The sequence below is a fragment of the Pedobacter sp. genome, assembly GCF_031119335.1.
GTDB lineage: Bacteria > Bacteroidota > Bacteroidia > Sphingobacteriales > Sphingobacteriaceae > Pedobacter.
Window position 1 is genome coordinate 133,184 of record NZ_JAVHXT010000012.1, and the last position, 18,222, is coordinate 151,405.

Sequence of the window (18,222 nt, forward strand, 5' to 3'; positions counted from 1 at the left end):
CGATAATTTTACCAAATGGTCGTCCCTATAGGACTTCTTTATATTTATAATCCCTTTCTACTACCATAAGGTCGTCCCTACGGGACTTTCTAATATCATAATCCATTATCTACTACTACCATAAAGTCATCCCTGCGGGACTTTGAAATTAGCAATTGATATTATTAATCCCTGTTAGATACCCCAATTAACTATAAACAAAATTAGCTCAAACTGAAAACCTCTATATATTCATACCAATAGCTCCAGAGGAGCTCACCTTTGGTAGCTTCATCCAACATCTCCAGTAAAGCGCCGTAGGTGCGACCTTTTAACTAATCCAATCATAAGTTTCGTATCTACGGGACTTAGCTAGAAGCTCCAGAGGAGCTCACCTTTGGTAGCTTCATCCGACATCTCTAGTAAAGCGCCGTAGGTGCGACCTTTCCTTAATGAGTAATTCGATAAATAATCGTCCTATGGAACCTAATAACACAAGATCTCACTTTTGGTAGCTTATACAAAAAATCCCGAACAAGTCGGGATTTTATCTTTTTATGCTGCCTTTAGTTTTTTGAAATCAGATTTCTCAAATTTCTCTCTGGCATATTCAAGTGTGATTTCCAACTCTTTCACATCATTTACAGATGGCGTTTCGTACATGGCATCTAACATGATCGATTCACATATCGATCTTAAACCCCTAGCGCCTAGTTTATATTCCATTGCCTTATCTACAATGAAATCTAATACATCCTCATCAAATTTCAAGGTTACATTCTCGTAATTAAACAACTTCATGTACTGCTTAACCAATGAGTTTTTAGGTGCAATAAGAATATTCCTCAAAGCCTCTCTGTCTAATGGATCTAAGTGCGTTAAAACTGGCACACGTCCAATAAGCTCGGGAATTAAACCAAAAGATTTCAAATCTTGCGGAGTGATGTACTTATACAAGTTTTTCAAGTCTAAGTCTACATCGTCTTTCTTCACTTTGTAACCTACGGCAGTAGTACGCAAACGATTAGCAATTTTTCTTTCGATACCATCAAAAGCACCACCGCAGATAAACAAAATGTTGTTTGTGGTTACCGCAATCATCTTTTGGTCTGGATGCTTCCTACCCCCTTGTGGTGGTACATTCACAATCGTTCCTTCCAAAATCTTAAGCAATGCCTGCTGCACACCTTCGCCACTTACATCTCTGGTAATAGACGGGTTATCGCTCTTGCGGGCAACCTTATCTACCTCATCGATGTAAACAATACCACGTTCTGCAGAAGCCACATCGTAATCTGCTGCTTGCAACAAGCGGGTTAAGATACTCTCAACGTCCTCTCCTACATATCCCGCTTCGGTTAGAACTGTCGCATCTACAATACAAAACGGAACGTGTAAAATCTTCGCAATGGTTTTTGCCAAAAGTGTTTTTCCTGTTCCAGTTTCGCCAACTAGCATGATATTCGATTTTTCGATCTCTACTTCATCTTTATCTACCTTTTGGCTAAGGCGTTTGTAATGGTTATAAACTGCAACCGACAATACCTTCTTGGCATCGTACTGACCAATTACATATTGATCTAAATGCTCCTTAATCTCTGCAGGCTTTAAGAGTTTAAACGACTCATCAAAAGCCTTTCCCTTTTTGTTTCCTAGTTCTTGTGCCAGTAAAACATTGGCCTGATTAACACACTTATCGCAGATATAAGCATCCAACCCCTCAATTAACATTAAGGTTTCATTTTTTGGAGTGCCGCAAAACGAGCAATGTGAATCTTTACTTTGTCTAGCCATTTTTTTCAGTTCTCAGTTCGTAGTTCACAGTTCACAGTTGCCACGCCTAGTGCCTACCGAAAACTGCCTACTGCCAACTATTATTTTGTTCCGCCTAATACTTCATCAATCATTCCAAACTCTTTCGCTTCAGCAGAAGTCATCCAATAATCTCTGTCAGATGCTTTTTCTACCCACTCGTAAGATTGTCCAGAATGCGATGAAATGATGTCATATAATTCTTTTTTCAATTTAAGCATCTCTCTTAAATTGATTTCCATATCTGATGCCACACCTTGCGCACCGCCTGATGGTTGGTGGATCATCACTCTAGAGTGTTTTAACGCCGCACGCTTGCCTTTAGCGCCTGCCACCAATAAAACTGCACCCATTGATGCTGCCATACCGGTACAAATTGTTGCCACATCTGGTGTTATGTACTGCATGGTATCATAAATACCTAAACCTGCATAAACAGAACCACCTGGCGAGTTAATGTAGATTTGGATATCTCTGTGCGCATCTACCGATTGCAAGAACAATAACTGCGCTTGAATGATGTTTGCATTTTGGTCGTAAACAGCATCGCCTAAGAAAATGATACGATCCATCATTAAACGAGAGAAAACGTCCATTTGAGCTACGTTTAACTGACGCTCTTCGATGATGTAAGGTGTCATCCCTTTTGGCGAATTATTAGTTGCACCAATAAATCTATCTACGTTTAATCCGTTAATTCTATGATGTTTAACGGCATATTTTCTAAATTCGTCTTTGTCTATTTTCATCTTGCGATTAGGTTTTAGCGTTTTAAGATTAGCATTTATTATACTCTCAAAACTAATTATTTCAGCAATTATTTTATAAGGTTCGTTAATTTTCGTGCCAATTTAGGCACTCCGCTAAATTAGCAGATTATCTGATAAAACGAAACTACTTAACTTTTTAATCAATGGGCAATTACATCTTCTTTAATTTAAAAAAACATACACCAATTATCTTAAAAAGAAACTGATAGAAAAAAACCAAAGGCTTTTATATTACAAGAGTTCCGATTTTATGTCGGAACTCTTGCTAATTTTATTTACTGACAAACGGTCAGTTTAACTATTTGTCGTCATTGCGAGGTACGAAGCAATCTTACAACGTTGTAGAGAAAAACAATCGCTTTAGGATTGCTTCGTGCCTCGCAATGACGTATCGATTATTTCGAACCGCTTAACTCCTTACTTCAACTCAGTAAACTTGTTATAAGCAATTTCTTTTTCGTTCAATGTAGCTACCGATTTAATATAATCGAAAACTTTCAATGCTTTTACCTCTTCGAAAATACGGTTAGCATTTTCTTTTTCTTGCAAGAAATTAGCAGCGTATTGCGCTAATTGATCTTCTGGAAGTGGAGTTGGGCTATACATTCTGAACTGAGCATCTAAACGTTGTTTTGCCGCTTCAAAAACATCAGTATATTCAATTTTGATATCGTTGTCTTTAATGATTTTATTCTCAATTAAAGTCCATTTCAAGTTTTTAGCGAAATCATCATAACCTTGAGCTAACTCTTCGTCAGTTAATTTCTCGTTAGTAGCTTTTAACCACTTACGTAAAAACTCATCTGGCAATTGCATTTTAGTTTGCTCAGTTAACTGCGCATAGATGTCGTTTTGCAATTTACGGTCAGCATCTTGCTTAAACATTCCTTCAATTTCTTCAGTAATTTTAGCAGTGAAACCAGCTTCGTCTTTTACCGCATCAGCCCCGAAAATTTTATCAAAAAACTCTTGGTTTAAATCAGCTTCTTCTAAACGATTTACGTTTTTTACAGATACCGAGAATTTAGATTTCAACTCAGCTGCATCTTCTTCGCTAATGTTTAACAATTTAGCAATTGCAGCAGCATCACCACCAAAAGCTTTGTTCACATCAAGCTCTAAAGTATCGTCTTTCTTAACACCAACTAAGGTCTTCAAGATTTTTTTGTCAGTAACTTGATCTAAACGGATAGAACCAGTAGCCACAATACCGCCTTCAAATTCAGAACCGTCGTGAGCTAACTGCTTCAATTCAGCGTAAAGTACATCACCTTCAGCAGAAACCTCTGGGTTTGTCATTTTACCATAGCTCTTACGTATATTTTTTACACGCTCGTTTAAAGTCTCTTCGTCAGCTTTAACGTTGTATTGCGTAAATTTATCTTTAGACGAAACCTCGATATCAACTGCCGGAGCTAAACCTAACTCGTAAGAAAAATTGAAAGTATCATTGTAATCCCAATTGTACTCACCATCTTCTTCTAATACCGGTAATGGCTGACCTAAAATCTCAATTTTGCTATTTGTAAGATATTTTGAGATGTTATCGTTCAACATATTGTTGATTTCCTCTACCAAGATGCTTTTACCATACATTCTTTTAATGTGCGATGCTGGCACCATTCCTTTACGGAAACCTGGTAAATTAGCTTTTTTAGCCTGCTCCTTAATAGCTTTCTCTACATTTGGAGTGTAATCTTCAGGGGCTAAAGTAATTTTTACTAAAGCGTTTAAATCGTCAATTTTTTCCTGTGTAATATTCATTCAGATATGAGTATTGAGATATGAGATTTGAGACAAAAAGGCTAGTCCAAACGCACACATCGATTCATGTTTAATTCTTTATCAATGTCTTTTTAAAATAAAACCGTTCCAATTTGCATTGGAACGGCCTTTATCTTTAGTGCGGAAGAAGGGACTCGAACCCCCACGCCGTGAAGCGCCAGATCCTAAGTCTGGTGCGGCTACCAATTACGCCACTTCCGCAGTTAGGATTTATTTAGGACTGCAAAGATAGAAATCCAATTGATTATTTCACAATAATTGAGAAAAAATTTTTCAAATTAAATCCTATCAAAATTATAAATCATTCATATTCAATGGAAATAAAATCTATTTAAAAGCAACCCCGCTTATCGAAAGTCGCTCGGCACCCACAGCAGCTTGCGAGGTGCTTGCTTTAACATCGAAATAACCTACCGCAGGGCACATCATCTCTGTATATCTAGCTTTCTTAAATGGCACCGAAACAATATTATCGTCTACCAATCTGAAAAGACTTGTATTCTTCCATTCGGCATTAAGCACTTTGGTTTTGGTAGCTTGAACAGGCTTACCTTCGTTAGCTACTTGGTCAATCGCATTTACACGTTTAAACTCTCCCACGTCACTTAATAGATAACCATCGCAATCGAAATCCCGCTCAAATTTCTTCCCTGCACCCTCAACCACGAAACGCACTCTTTTATCAGCTATCAAAACAAGTGACATTTTCACTTCCTCTCCCGGATACCAATAATATTCCTTTTGAGCGGGTGCATTTTCAAAAATTGCCAATTGGCCACTTGCGTGTTCTGTCCTACGCAGAAACGGTCTAAAAGCCTTGCGTTGTTTAGAAACTTGTCCGTTTTCCTCTTTAACCACTTCCCAAGTTAAACCAATGTCTGTTTCTTGGTTGCCCATACTACCACCCAAATAAATAGAAGGATTATCTAAATACTGCCCAGGTTTTTTAGGATGTTTTCTGTCTTCATCAAAAGCAATAGTTGGCAAAATTACCGTGCCTTCTATTCCTCTCCAATAATCGTGACTAGAAACTAATTTACGATAATAAGCCCCTTCGAAACAAGGTTTTTGAGCCACTGGCAATATTTCGTTAGCAATAACGATATCCTTTGCTACGGTTAAATTTCCAGACTTGTTTACACCGCAAGCAACTAAACCGCTTAGGCCAACAACAGCTAATCCAAATAATAAATGACGCATAATTTTCAAAAATTTAAAAACTAAATTATAATTTTTAAATTATTTTAAAAACTTAAAATTGATTTATTTGCTAATTAGCTGATTTTGAAACTCGAAAAAGTACTGTACTGCTTTTACTAATCTGCTTCCATACCAAGAAAACATCTCTCCATCTACCAACATTACTTTGGCATTTGGCATAGCAGACTGAATTTCTTCTATGTGTTTTTCCTTAAACGGATATGGTTCCGAAGAAAGAAAGACCAAATTACAGTTCTTGGCTTCCAACTGCGAGAGTTCAATTTCTGGATACCTACTTTCCAAAATCACATTTTGCAATCCGATCTTCCTTAAAATATCATCAATAAAAGTATGCCTACCAGCCAACATATACGGATCTTTCCAAATTACGTAAGCAACCGTTTTATCAATAGCTTTTTCGACCGCCAAAGTTTGTAAATCCCTAAAGCCAGCATTAATTAAATGATTTAAATAAGTCGCTTCTGGTTGCCTATCTACCAAATTTCCGATATCGGTAATGGTCTGTATGGCATCTTCCAAATTATAGATATCGCTCATCCAAACTGGAAATTCTTGTTGCAATAATTCGATATCAGCTCTGCTATTTTCTTCTTTGTTGCCAATAATCAGATCAGGCTTTAAATCCCTAATCCTCTCGATCAGCAACTTTTTTGTACCACCAACTTTAGCTTTGGCAGCAAATTTTTCAATGGGATGTATGCAAAACTTCGTTAGCCCAACAATTTCTTCATCTAAACCCAAATCAAAAAGTAATTCGGTTTGCGAAGGCACCAAAGAAACAATCCTTTTAAGAGGATAATTGATGGTAATTTCATTGCCTAGCTGATCTGTGAAAGATTTTTGCATTGTACAAAGATAATTTTTATTTGAAAGTGAAGGTGCAGTAGTTCTTTCACTCTATAGCCCTGCTATCCAGTACTCCCGATGAAGAATCGGGATACCTTTCTATCAGGCTTATTTAACTACGTTAAGCATTAACTGTTCAAGTATTTGCTCTTTTTAAAGGTAATGCCTTTTCTAATCAAAATTGCATGGTAAAAACTTGGAATATCGTGTGCCCATTTAGGTAAAAACAAAATAATTAAAATCACATCGAACTGAGAAATTAAACCTAAGACAATACAAAATTTCAAGATCCAACCACCGTAGCCAAAACCTAGCATGCTAGTAAATGTAATCAAAAGTGTCAATCCCCACATCTTAGATAAAAATGCATGCGTACAGGTTTCTTTACCAAATTTCAGCAGACTAGTCGCATAGCAAGTGGCTTCCATCACCAACAAAGCAATAATTCCAAATAAATTATCCTTAATCAAATGAGGATAAATCAAGTAGCAGCTCCAAGCAATGCACAACCAAAAAATCAAGTCGGTCTGACTGTCCATACGTCTCATTTTCTCCGTATCTATCTTCATTTTACGTGCAATAATGCCGTCAAAAATATCCGACAGCAAACCTAAGAACATGAAAGACAGCACCCAATATGCGGCTTGTTCTCTCATCAGAAAAGACATAGATACAACAATAGGTGCCAATAAAAACCTGAAAAGAATTAGTAGATATGGGATACTCATTACCTCTAAGGTAAATCATTTCAATATATAAAAATCAAATTATGGCATTTAATAGATGAAAATATCCTATCAAAACAAACAAAAACCTTCATTTTGCCTTTTTATATGTAGGATACTTAAGTTAAAAGCATGAGCAGAACAATTATTATTTCGAATAGACTACCCGTTAAAATCAGTAAAAACAATGGAAAATACGTTCTTAAAAAAAGTGAAGGCGGTTTAGCCACCGGACTTGGCGACGTATACAAAAATGGAAGTATGCTTTGGGTTGGTTGGCCGGGCATTGATATTCCGAAAGAAGACCAACCAGAAATAGCAAAAAAATTAGCTTCACTTAACCTCATCCCAGTATTTCTAACACAAGAAGAAATCAACCTATATTACGAAGGTTTTTCTAATGAGGTACTTTGGCCAGTTTTCCACTATTTGGTAACCTACGCTCGCTTTGAGCAGGTTTATTGGGATAGCTACACAAGTGTAAACGAAAAATTTGCAGCAGCAACACAAAGCGTTTTTAGTGAAGGCGATAAAATATGGATACAAGATTATCAGCTACTTTGCCTTCCATCGTTGTTAAGAGAAAGACTAATCAACACTACGATTGGATTTTTCCAGCACATCCCCTTTCCATCATTCGAGATTTTTAGGTTAATACCTTGGCGAGATAAATTAATTGAAGGTATGCTGGGCGCAGATTTAATAGGCTTCCACACCTATGATGATGTTCGTCATTTTTTAAGTGCAGCATCTAGACTTACGCCTGTCACTTTCTCTTCAAATATCATTTCTATAGGCAATAGGCAAATTATAGTAGAGCCTTTCCCAATGGGAATTGATTTTGACAAGTTTGAAAAATTACCGCTTCAACGGCAAGTGCTAGCAGAAATAGACAATCTTAATAGCGAGAAACGCGGAAGAATTGCCTTAACCATAGATCGGTTAGATTACAGCAAAGGTATTTTAGAACGTATCAGAGCTTTTGAGCTTCTACTACAACTGCATCCAAAATTCATTGGAGAAATAAGCTTGTTTATGATTGTAGTACCTTCTAGAGATACAGTACCGCAATACAAGGATCTGAAGGAAAAAATAGACCAATTGGTAGGCAATATCAATGCGAAATACAGGACCCTAGATTGGGTGCCGATCAATTACTTTTACCGTTCATTTTCTATTGAAACACTTTCGGCCATGTACAGCGTAGCTGATATCTGTTTGGTAACGCCAATGAGAGATGGCATGAACCTAGTTAGCAAAGAATATGTAGCCAGTAGAAGAGATGAAACAGGGGTTTTAATCTTGAGCGAAATGGCAGGCGCATCAAAAGAGCTAAATGACGCGATTATTGTAAACCCAAACAACATAGGCGACATTATGAATGCTGTTGTTGAGGCGCTCACCATGCCAGTTGAAGAGCAAAAAAGAAGAATGCAAATTATGCGTGCTTTGGTAAGCAAATTCAATGTAAAAAGATGGGTAAGCAATTTTCTAAATCGTATGGACGACGCTAAGCTTTTGCAGCATTCTCTGAAAACAAAACATGCCGTAAATAAAGTTAGTGATGGGATCATGAGCAGGTATGCCGCTACCCAAAAACGTATTATCTTTTTAGATTACGACGGAACTTTAGTGGGCTTTAAGGCAAATATAGACGAAGCAAGTCCTGATGAAGAACTACTGAAATTACTGAGCAACTTTACTGAAGACCCGAATAATACTGTAGTGATTATTAGTGGCAGGAAACATGAGACTTTGGAGCAGTGGTTCGGACATTTAAATCTAGGTATCATTGCAGAACATGGCGCTTGGCAGAAAAGGCAAAATGAAGAATGGCACTCGTTACCCCTACTAAACGACCAATGGAAAGGCGAAATCAAGAGCATTCTAGAAACCTACACCGACCGCACTCCAGGTTCGTTTATTGAGGAGAAAAGCTTCTCGTTAGTTTGGCATTACCGTAAAACGGAAAGCGGTTTGGGTGAGTTAAGAGCCAATGAAATTATCAATAACTTAAGAGTTTTGGCTGCAGACAAAGGCTTACAGATTATGCCCGGCAACAAGGTAATTGAATTTAGAAACATGGAAGTGAACAAAGGCAAAGCTGCCCTTAATTGGATGCATGAAACTGCCTATGATTTTATTTTGGCGATGGGCGACGACCATACGGACGAGGATATCTTCAAAGCAATGCCGAGCAATGGCATTACCATTAAAGTTGGTAGCGAAGTTTCGGAGGCAAAGTTCTATTTAAATGATCATTTAGAAGTGAGGGAATTGTTGCGATCGATATTGGATGGAGATAAAGTGTCTAAGGATATTTCTGTTTAATTATTTACCCGCAGATTTTCTAAGATTTCTCCGCAGATGGAAAGGTTATAGCTACAACTTCGCCATTTCGACCGCAGCTCAGCGAAAGAAAAACTGTTAGAAAGATTGGCTAAATCTTTGAACAGAGTTTATTCAATACAAGTACAAAGATTTCTCGACTACGCTCGAAATGACGGCAATGTCATGATAATCGTATTATAAACCTTGTCAAAATTGTAGACTTACGAAGTTTTAAAAACTTCGTAAGTCTTTAACCAACCTATTACAAAAACACAGGTCTGTCCAACTTTGTTGCTATACGATAAGCGGCATTCATTAAACCTACGTGGCTATACGCTTGTGGGAAATTACCCCACTGGCTGCCCGTTTTAGCATCTACATCTTCACTAAATAGCAATAAATGGTTACAATATTTGATGATATTTTCAAAGGCCTCGATTGCCTCATCTACCCTACCCACACAAGCCAATGCTTCTACATACCAAAATGCGCAGATTAAAAAGGTAGTCTTCGGCTTGCCAAAATCATCTGCATGAAGATAACGGTAGAAAAGTCCGTCTTCGGTTTTCAGTTCTTTTTCTAAGCCAATCAGATGGTCTTTTGCACGTTGCGATGACGGATCTAGGTAGTTCATCATGATCAGCTGCAACGTACTTGCATCCAGATGTTTGCTCCCAACGGCATTGGTATACACTTTTCGTTCCTCATCATAACAGGCTTCAATATGGGCGGCAGCTTTATCAATAAGGACTTTGGCTCGTTCTTCTAAGGCTACGTTGCCAACAGTCTTTGCCATTTTTAAAGCAGCATTTGCCCCAGCCCACTGGAACAGGTTACTGTAACAGTGCATGTTCGCAATGTTCCTAAACTCCCAAATACCAGCATCTTTTTCATCAATGGTCATTTCGATTTTCTCTAACACACTTTCTATCCAACGTAAAGAATCTCCACGTTCAGAGAAAACAAAACGATGGTCTGTGTAAAGGGGCAACATCGAAATCAACACCTGGCCGTTAATGTCATTCTGGATATGTTCATAAGCCTGGTTACCAACCCTGATTGGCTTTTCGCCCATGTACCCGTGCAAATGTTCGAGTGTTCGTTCTACAATATTTCGCTTGCCCGTAATACCATAAAGTGGTTGGTAACGTATATCCGAATCAAAGGTAATATCTGAGATGTAGTTAAAATACTTCTCCATCTCCTCAAAATGACCAATATGGTTCAAGGAAGTTAACACGTAAAAGGAATCGCGAAGCCAACAATAGCGGTAGTCCCAATTTCTGGTACTACCCGGAGATTCGGGCAAACTCGTGGTACTTGCTGCTATAATTGCCCCCGTATCTTCGTACTGATGTATTTTTAAAACCAACGCAGAACGAATTACCAAAGGCTGGTAAAAACCTGCTATTGATGAATGTTTGATCCAAGTACGCCAATAAGCAGTGGTTTCTCGCAAAAAATCTTCTGCAGTAGCTACAAGAGGTGCATCTAAAGCATAACCATAAGTAAAGACCAAGTATTTGGCTTCGGTTAGCACAAAATCTTGTTCTTCTAAAATATAGTTTAGGGACACGTTTGTAGTTAAGCGCATTTCTTCCTCACAACCTAAATAGTCGATATGGTTACTACCAATGGCTGTGCGCATCTTGTTTTTTCCGTAGTCGCACACTGGCTCGCAAGCAACCTTAATTCTCGGTGTTCCTTCCAGCGGTTCTATCTTACGCACCAACATTAAAGGTTTAAAGTAACGTTCGTGCAGGTGAAAACGAGGCGCAAAATCGGTGATCCTATATTTGCCATCCACTGCTGTAATTTCTGTTCTTAATACATTGGTATTTTCGATATAGTATTGATGCGAAGTATACGCTGAGGTAGGCAAGATGGTACATTTACCGCCCTTTTGCTCATCGAGCATACTGCCGAAAATGAAAGAGCTATCGAATTTGGGCCAACAGAGCCAACTGATATTAGTGTTTTTATGAATGTGAGCGATGTAAGAGCAGTTTCCGATAATTCCGGTTTGGTATAAATGCGTAGCTGTCATATAAAAATGGGATGTTTATCTTAGTACAACAGCAAAAATTAGGGATGGTTTAGAAAGACTGAAATTACAGGCGGCTACCTAAAGGGCAATTATTCTTATTGATATCCAGAAAATCGATTTCATTTCAGTTTCTTTTTTATCTTTATGGTTAAGGTAGTTGAGTAAAGCCATCTGTTATGGAGATATTGGTGCGACTTTATGGCGCATATATACAAGTTAGGTACAATACTATGAAGACAGACAAACTATCTGCAGACATCAAAGAATTTTTAGGAAGGCAAGCTACCGTTATTTTCCTTGATACCTCTCGTAAGTTTGTAGGACTTTTAGAAACAGAGGACATCAGCAAAGAGGAATTTTACTCTAAAGCTCATATTGCAATTTTAGAACTCTACTTAGCTGGGCATAAACTGGAACAAATCGAATTAAAATATTCACCAGACGATAGAGACTTCGACAGAGACGCAATTTTTGAACACAAAAATGTTGGACAAATTTCCGAACTCGGAGCAGAAGCTTTTTACTGGGAAGTTTTCGACCCCAGATATTCAGAAAAAGATGGACAACCAGATACAGGGTGGGTAGTTACAGATAGAGAAGCATCACAAGGTTGGCTTATTGACGACTTTGAAGACATCTACCGTGACCTAAAAATTGAATTATTAAAAATTGACAGCATCGGAACTGATGAAGCAGTTGAAGATGCTTTATGGAACTTTAAATGGAGCTTCGTCAATCATTGGGGACAGCACGCAGTTAATGCAATAAGATATTTTCATTATTTAACTTATGACGGCAAACCAACTATCTAGAAAATGTACTGTACCTAACAACAGGTTTAAGTTAAGCCTCGGGCGAAGCAAGAACACGAAAATTTGAAGTTATTTATTTAGATTAGTGCTGTAGGTAGTTAGTGCAAGCAAATTAGGCTCAACTTAAACCTGCAAAACGTTACCTGCTATTATAAAGCGATACACCAAAACAGACAATGGGACTATTTAATAAAGTATTTGGAACAAGCAACAAAATAAAAGTTCAGTTCATTGACAATTTCAACGGAGAGACAATCGGTGTTTCAGAAATGACATCCGACCAATTACCCGAAACTTTTTCTGTGCAGACAACAATGCACATTCGAGACAATGATTGGACTATTGAAGAAGCAATACCTGAAAACGCAATTGATTTTATTAAAACAAAAAGCCTTGTTTTAAAAATGAGAAAAGTTGAGAAAATGAACCCAAATGATATTTGGTTCACAACTCCGACTATTTCAAACGAATTTCCACAGTTGACAGAAAAGACAAAAGAAACCGAGTTTGACATTTTTATTCACGAAGACGATTATAGACAAAACGAGTTTTTAGATGTAAGGTCTTTAACACTAGTTCGAGAAGAGTTCAAAGCGATTAACGATATTTGGACAAACCACAGTAAAAAGAGTGAAAAATATACTTTATTCAAAAATTGCCACGTTAGGAAAATTATTGGGTTACCAAATTTGAATATAAAATTCAATGAACTTAAAGCACTATTGAAGTTTAATTCTATTGGTCAAGTAACAATCAATGGAGAAGTTCTTGTAAATGGCTTTGCTTTTAAAACTGACAACACAACTTATTTTGGAACTCTTTTGGACGAGACAATAATTGAGTTTTGTATTGCTGAATGGAACGACAACTCAAGAAACGAAATTTTAGAAATTAACAAAACCTTCAATTTGTTATTGGTAGATTGGTATAACTGTGATTTAATAGAAAATGATTAGCAACAAGCAACTAACACATATCAGCAAATTTTTAAGTTTGGTATTGCGGCACCAACCTGAAACAATTGGCATTCAACTTGACCAAAATGGTTGGACTGACATTAAAGAATTAATCGAAAAAGCAAACAACAACGGAATAAAGTTCGACCGAGAAACACTTAACCACATTGTTGCGACAAATCCAAAGAAAAGATTTGCTTTTAATGAAACGCTTGATAAAATAAGAGCAAGTCAAGGACATTCAATAGAGATAGAATTGGGTTACACGAACCAAAAACCGCCGGAATTTTTGTATCACGGAACAAGCGAAAAATCAGTTCAATCAATAAATGAAACTGGACTTGAAAAACGAAGCAGACAACACGTTCATTTGAGTAGCGACATTGAGACAGCAATTAAGGTTGGACAAAGACACGGAAAACCTTTTGTATTTAAAGTACTTGCCGAACAGATGTATAATGACAATTTTCCGTTTTTCATTTCAGACAATGGAGTTTGGCTAACCGACAATGTGCCGACAAAATACTTGAAACAAAATGACGAATAAAAAATAACAGCAGGTAACAAGGTTCCTATGTAAAGCAGTTTTCCTTGAACCAAGTTAATCATTCCTTTTAAATATTCCAATAAATGGACATCCGGGGGCTAGATTAATGCTCCTCAAACACCTCGATAATCATTAAGCTCAGGCTCCTATGTGTGGCTGCTCATTTTATGAACACCACAAGCACCCATATGGTTATATTGAATGGCCTTCAGTTCACCCAAAGATAGTTGCCTGCTAAGGTTGCGGCAATCAAGTTTATCGGTCTTCTGGTAAGATTGCTTGTTGCTCGTGGGCACATCAGCTGGGTTTACAACCGTTACATCCCAGCCTATCTGCATAAAATAACGTGCCGCACTAAAGCCACAACACCCTGCCTCGTAGGCAAGTGCTATCTCGTAACCGGGAAAGTTCCGCTCTACGTAACCATAGACCACTGCAGGGTCTGCCGGAACGGTAAAACTTTTATGATCGCTGATATCGCTACGGATATGAACCGACCAGCTTTTCTTGTGAATGTCGATACCAATGTATAACTTCGGTAAAGCAGTGATTTCTGTTGCCATATTTCAATTGTTTTGGTAGCTAATTAACGTTAGGCTACATCTTTTTTGGATGGAACAGGAGTACTGCTTTTACATGGGTGCTTTGCGATAGTGGGGCGGAACTGCAAAGTTCAACAGCAGTTCTTCGGTTCAACTTTTGTGCAAAATTGAAGATTTTCGCTTCGACTGCCCCACCATAGCAAAGCCCCGAAACGTTATCCTCAAACTTAGATACACCCACAACAAAAACAATTTTACAAATGAAAAATTTTATAATTCTCGCACTAACCTTGTTAACCTTCGCTTCTTACAGTCAAGACAAATACAATTATACCAATAAATTAACTGAAGTGGAAGGCACCAGTTTTGTAGTTGCGACCGCTGAAAATCGAGATAAAATGAATGGCGTTAAAAATCGCTATTTGCTTTTTATCGATACCAAAACTGGACAAACTAACCAAGTTGAATTTCCAGGTGAAGGCTACCTTCAAAAAATTGAACAAGTAAAAATTGACGACTTGGGCATAAACCAAATTATTGTAGCTGCCCAAACCGTTGACTTAAATGGAAAGAAAGGGATTGATTGGAACGACCCAAAACAAATCATCGTTTTATCGACAGATGGCAAACAAAGAACTCAACTTACAGACAATAAGTTATTTGTTCGAACTTGGGTAGTTAATAAAAAGACCGGAACTATTGTAATTACTGGACATTATGATACAAATAATAATGGCAAGTATGACAACACAGATAAAAATGAAATAGGGATCTACGATTTGAAAACATTGAAACTCATTAGCAAGCTATAATAGAAAGCCGACCGCAACCACGATTCCATCTGGTCTAAACGTAAGTAACCGCAAAAAAAGCAAATAATAACCCACAAAAAAGCCTTTCAGAGATATCCCGAAAGGCTTATATTTTTATTGTGGCTATACTATATCACCGTTCCGCTTGCTAACGTAGCTCCTTTTTTCACCACCACAATTCCATCCTTCACCACATACAAGCCATAATCGCCTTCTGCTAAATGCGGACCGCCATTAATGCGTACATCATTACCAATTTTAGAGTTTTTATCGATGATTGCATTGTTGATGTAGCATCTATCGCCGATACCTAATAACGGCGTACCGTTTCTGTTGGCTTCGTTAATTTCTTCAAGAGTTTGATAACGGTCACTACCCATTACGTAGCAATTTACAATGGTAGTTCCACGTCCAATACGTGATCTGATACCCAGTACCGAATGCTCTACCCTACTTGCCTGCAAAATACAACCTTCGGCAATAATAGCCTTTTCTAAGGTAGTGCCCGAAATTTTTGACGGTGGCAACATCCTAGCTCTGGTGAAAATTGTATGAGCCGTATCGAACATGTTAAAGTGAGGCAAATCATCTGTTAAGCCTAAGTTTGCTTCAAAAAAAGATGAAATATTACCGATATCTGTCCAATAACCTTCGTACTGATAGCTTAACACCCGGTTATTTTCTAGCGCTCTTGGTATAATTTCCTTGCCAAAATCCTTTTCTTCTGGATTTTCGTTCAGCATTTTGATAAGCACATCTCTATTAAAGACATAAATCCCCATTGATGCTAAGAAATTTTTGCCTTCGCGTTGCATTTCTTCTCCGGTATCCGAAGTCCAATCTGGCAATAATTCGTCTTTAGGTTTTTCGATGAATGAAGTGATGATGTTTTCCTCATCAGTCTTCATGATACCAAAATCGTTGGCATCTTTTGCCGTTACCGGAATGGTAGCTATGGAAATTTCTGCGCCTGCATCAATATGCGCTTGCAGCATATCCTTAAAATCCATTTGGTAAAGCTGATCACCAGATAAAATCAAAATATAATCAAACTCGTGACTTACAATATGGTGCATACATTGGCGCACCGCATCTGCAGTACCCTGAAACCAAGCCGGATTATCTGGTGTTTGCTCTGCAGCCAGAATATCTACAAAAGCTTTAGAAAAATGACTGAAATGATAAGTATTCTTGATGTGCTTATTTAGCGAGGCCGAGTTAAACTGCGTAAGCACGAACATACGATGAATGCCCGAGTTTAGACAGTTAGAAATTGGAATATCTACCAAGCGGTACTTGCCCGCAATAGGCACCGCTGGCTTAGATCTAGTTAATGTTAATGGTGCTAACCTGGAACCTTGACCACCGCCAAGAATTACGCCTAATACTTTGTCCGTCATCGTTTAATTTATTGTTTTACATTTGGTATATATCTATGTATTGCTGTGCCGAATTATCCCACGAATGGTCTATCGACATCATATATTTTCTTATCTCTTTCATTTTTTGCTGATCGAGATAAAGTTCGTATGCCCTTCCAATGGCATGATTAACATCCCATACACTGGTTTGATCGTGGCAAATGCCAAAACCACCATCACCAATATCAATCACCGTATCTTTTAATCCGCCTATGCGACGAACAATAGGAATGGTTCCGTATCTTAAGGCATACATTTGGTTCAATCCGCAAGGTTCTACCCTCGATGGCATTAACAAAAAATCTGCCCCTGCATAAATTTGGTGAGATAAAGCCTCGTTGTAACCAATATAAGCATTGTACTTACCTGGATAGCGGTGCGTAATTTCATTCAACCTATCTTCTACATGAGAATCGCCAGAGCCTAAAACCAAAATATTGATCTCGCCATCACTTTGTGCTAAAGCATTATAAAAAATATCAGGTAACAAATCAGCTCCTTTTTCTCCCACTAAACGCCCAATAAAAGTATATAGAGGCTTGCTCGGATCGAGATTAAAAACACGGCAAAGTTCTTCTTTGTTTGCTTTTTTTCCACTTTCTATGGTCCGGGCATTATAGCTTTTCGCTATCATTTTGTCTTTCTGCGGGTTCCATACTTCGCTGTCTATCCCATTTAGCACTCCGAACGACTTCCAACGTTCTTGTGCCAGCAAAGCTTCCAGTCCGTTGGCATTGTGGCTAATCTCTTCAAGGTAACTTGGAGAAACCGTAGTCACACGCCAAGCGCATTTAATTGCCGCAGCCAATGGATTAATCGCATTTGCCCAATCTAACTTGCTGGTATTGATTAAGTCGAAAGCTGGCAAATAATGTAATTTATCCCAACCGAACTGGCCTTGGTATTGCGCATTGTGGATGCTTAGCACCGTTGGCACTTGGTTTAAATGCGCATATTGATAGCAATTGCTCATCATAAAAGGCACTAACCCGGCATGATGATCGTGCACATGTACAACATCTGGGCGGTGCTCCCATTGCGCAATCCAATCTAAAGCCGCAATCTGAAATGCGATGAAACGTTCGGTATCATCATTAAATCCATAAACGCCATCCCTATCAAATAAGCCAGCAATGTGTACCAAAAAAATATCGAAGCCTAGCTTATTCGTTTTCTCTCTAATAATTCTAGCCTGATAATTCGTAGAACCTACTTTTACCCAACCATCGTACACAGTTTCGAACTCGTTTTCGTATAAAAATTTAGAATTATAGGCAGGCATAACCACCTTGGCAACATGACCAAGCTTGTTCTGATATTTTGGCAGAGCGCCAACAACATCGCCCAACCCACCTACTTTAGCAACGGGATAGCATTCTGCACTTAGATGTATGATCTCCATAAAATAATACTCGGATAGAAATTGTTTTAAATTACCTAAATCATCGAGTATTGCAAACTTTTACTCCAAATTATTTTAGAAAACTAAGGAAAATCAATTTTGCCACAGATGCACAGATAGATTTTTATATCTGGACCCGTAGTGCATTATACTTTTTTTAATTTGAAAAACATAACATTCTTACCTATAAGTATTTAAACAAATTAACCACTTT

General features: G+C 38.0%; 15 protein-coding genes and 1 tRNA gene. 5 read left to right on the forward strand and 11 right to left on the reverse strand.

Translation table 11 applies throughout. From position 1 onward, the window contains the following. Window positions 1-534: 534 nt before the first annotated feature. The 7 genes from clpX to REI64_RS13730 form a co-directional block, all read right to left on the reverse strand. Window positions 535-1,773 (reverse strand): ATP-dependent Clp protease ATP-binding subunit ClpX, encoded by a 1,239-nt coding sequence (gene clpX, locus REI64_RS13700; protein ID WP_308850702.1) that lies wholly within the window; start codon window positions 1,771-1,773, stop codon window positions 535-537. 80 nt (window positions 1,774-1,853) lie between these two features. After that, window positions 1,854-2,540 carry an ATP-dependent Clp endopeptidase proteolytic subunit ClpP gene (gene clpP / locus REI64_RS13705; RefSeq protein WP_308850703.1) on the reverse strand — a complete coding sequence of 229 codons (687 nt, stop codon included), beginning with the start codon at window positions 2,538-2,540 and terminating at the stop codon, window positions 1,854-1,856. A gap of 438 nt (window positions 2,541-2,978) precedes the next feature. Continuing rightward, window positions 2,979-4,325 (reverse strand): trigger factor, encoded by a 1,347-nt coding sequence (gene tig / locus REI64_RS13710; protein ID WP_308850704.1) that lies wholly within the window; start codon window positions 4,323-4,325, stop codon window positions 2,979-2,981. Window positions 4,326-4,465: 140 nt separating this feature from the next. Then, a tRNA-Leu gene (locus REI64_RS13715) sits at window positions 4,466-4,547 on the reverse strand. Between the two features lie 126 nt (window positions 4,548-4,673). Next, window positions 4,674-5,546 carry a hypothetical protein gene (locus REI64_RS13720; RefSeq protein WP_308850705.1) on the reverse strand — a complete coding sequence of 291 codons (873 nt, stop codon included), beginning with the start codon at window positions 5,544-5,546 and terminating at the stop codon, window positions 4,674-4,676. Between the two features lie 63 nt (window positions 5,547-5,609). Continuing rightward, on the reverse strand, window positions 5,610-6,413 hold the full coding sequence (locus tag REI64_RS13725) for a helical backbone metal receptor (protein WP_308850706.1): 804 nt from the start codon (window positions 6,411-6,413) through the stop codon (window positions 5,610-5,612). A 128-nt stretch (window positions 6,414-6,541) separates the two neighbouring features. Continuing rightward, window positions 6,542-7,141 (reverse strand): CDP-alcohol phosphatidyltransferase family protein, encoded by a 600-nt coding sequence (locus REI64_RS13730; RefSeq protein WP_308850707.1) that lies wholly within the window; start codon window positions 7,139-7,141, stop codon window positions 6,542-6,544. A 129-nt stretch (window positions 7,142-7,270) separates the two neighbouring features. Between REI64_RS13730 and REI64_RS13735 the strand changes: the two genes are divergently transcribed. After that, window positions 7,271-9,469, forward strand: coding sequence for a bifunctional alpha,alpha-trehalose-phosphate synthase (UDP-forming)/trehalose-phosphatase (locus tag REI64_RS13735; protein WP_308850708.1), 2,199 nt, complete (start codon window positions 7,271-7,273; stop codon window positions 9,467-9,469). Between the two features lie 262 nt (window positions 9,470-9,731). Here the strand turns inward: REI64_RS13735 and REI64_RS13740 are convergent, their stop codons facing one another. Next, window positions 9,732-11,516: a glycoside hydrolase family 15 protein gene (locus REI64_RS13740; protein ID WP_308850709.1), complete on the reverse strand. Its 1,785-nt coding sequence runs from the start codon at window positions 11,514-11,516 to the stop codon at window positions 9,732-9,734. Between the two features lie 230 nt (window positions 11,517-11,746). Here REI64_RS13740 and REI64_RS13745 point away from each other — a divergent pair, with 230 nt between their 5' ends. The 3 genes from REI64_RS13745 (at window position 11,747) to REI64_RS13755 (ending at window position 13,831) form a co-directional block, all read left to right on the forward strand. After that, on the forward strand, window positions 11,747-12,328 hold the full coding sequence (locus REI64_RS13745; RefSeq protein WP_308850710.1) for a DUF5063 domain-containing protein: 582 nt from the start codon (window positions 11,747-11,749) through the stop codon (window positions 12,326-12,328). A gap of 176 nt (window positions 12,329-12,504) precedes the next feature. After that, window positions 12,505-13,284 carry a hypothetical protein gene (locus REI64_RS13750; protein ID WP_308850711.1) on the forward strand — a complete coding sequence of 260 codons (780 nt, stop codon included), beginning with the start codon at window positions 12,505-12,507 and terminating at the stop codon, window positions 13,282-13,284. After that, window positions 13,277-13,831, forward strand: a complete 555-nt coding sequence (locus tag REI64_RS13755) for an RNA 2'-phosphotransferase (protein WP_308850712.1) — start codon at window positions 13,277-13,279, stop codon at window positions 13,829-13,831. The genes REI64_RS13750 and REI64_RS13755 overlap by 8 nt, the downstream gene beginning before the upstream one ends. A 146-nt stretch (window positions 13,832-13,977) precedes the next feature. On the opposite strand, the gene REI64_RS13760 is transcribed toward REI64_RS13755, so the two are convergent. Then, window positions 13,978-14,394 (reverse strand): hypothetical protein, encoded by a 417-nt coding sequence (locus tag REI64_RS13760; protein WP_308850713.1) that lies wholly within the window; start codon window positions 14,392-14,394, stop codon window positions 13,978-13,980. A 239-nt stretch (window positions 14,395-14,633) separates the two neighbouring features. Here REI64_RS13760 and REI64_RS13765 point away from each other — a divergent pair, with 239 nt between their 5' ends. After that, window positions 14,634-15,185 (forward strand): hypothetical protein, encoded by a 552-nt coding sequence (locus REI64_RS13765; RefSeq protein WP_308850714.1) that lies wholly within the window; start codon window positions 14,634-14,636, stop codon window positions 15,183-15,185. 128 nt (window positions 15,186-15,313) lie between these two features. On the opposite strand, the gene REI64_RS13770 is transcribed toward REI64_RS13765, so the two are convergent. Together REI64_RS13770 and REI64_RS13775 are read right to left on the reverse strand one after the other, a co-directional pair. Beyond that, window positions 15,314-16,585 (reverse strand): glucose-1-phosphate adenylyltransferase, encoded by a 1,272-nt coding sequence (locus REI64_RS13770; protein WP_308850715.1) that lies wholly within the window; start codon window positions 16,583-16,585, stop codon window positions 15,314-15,316. 16 nt (window positions 16,586-16,601) lie between these two features. Beyond that, a complete protein-coding gene (locus REI64_RS13775) occupies window positions 16,602-18,008 on the reverse strand; it encodes a glycogen synthase (protein ID WP_308850716.1) in 1,407 nt (468 codons plus the stop codon). Window positions 18,009-18,222 lie beyond the last annotated feature (214 nt).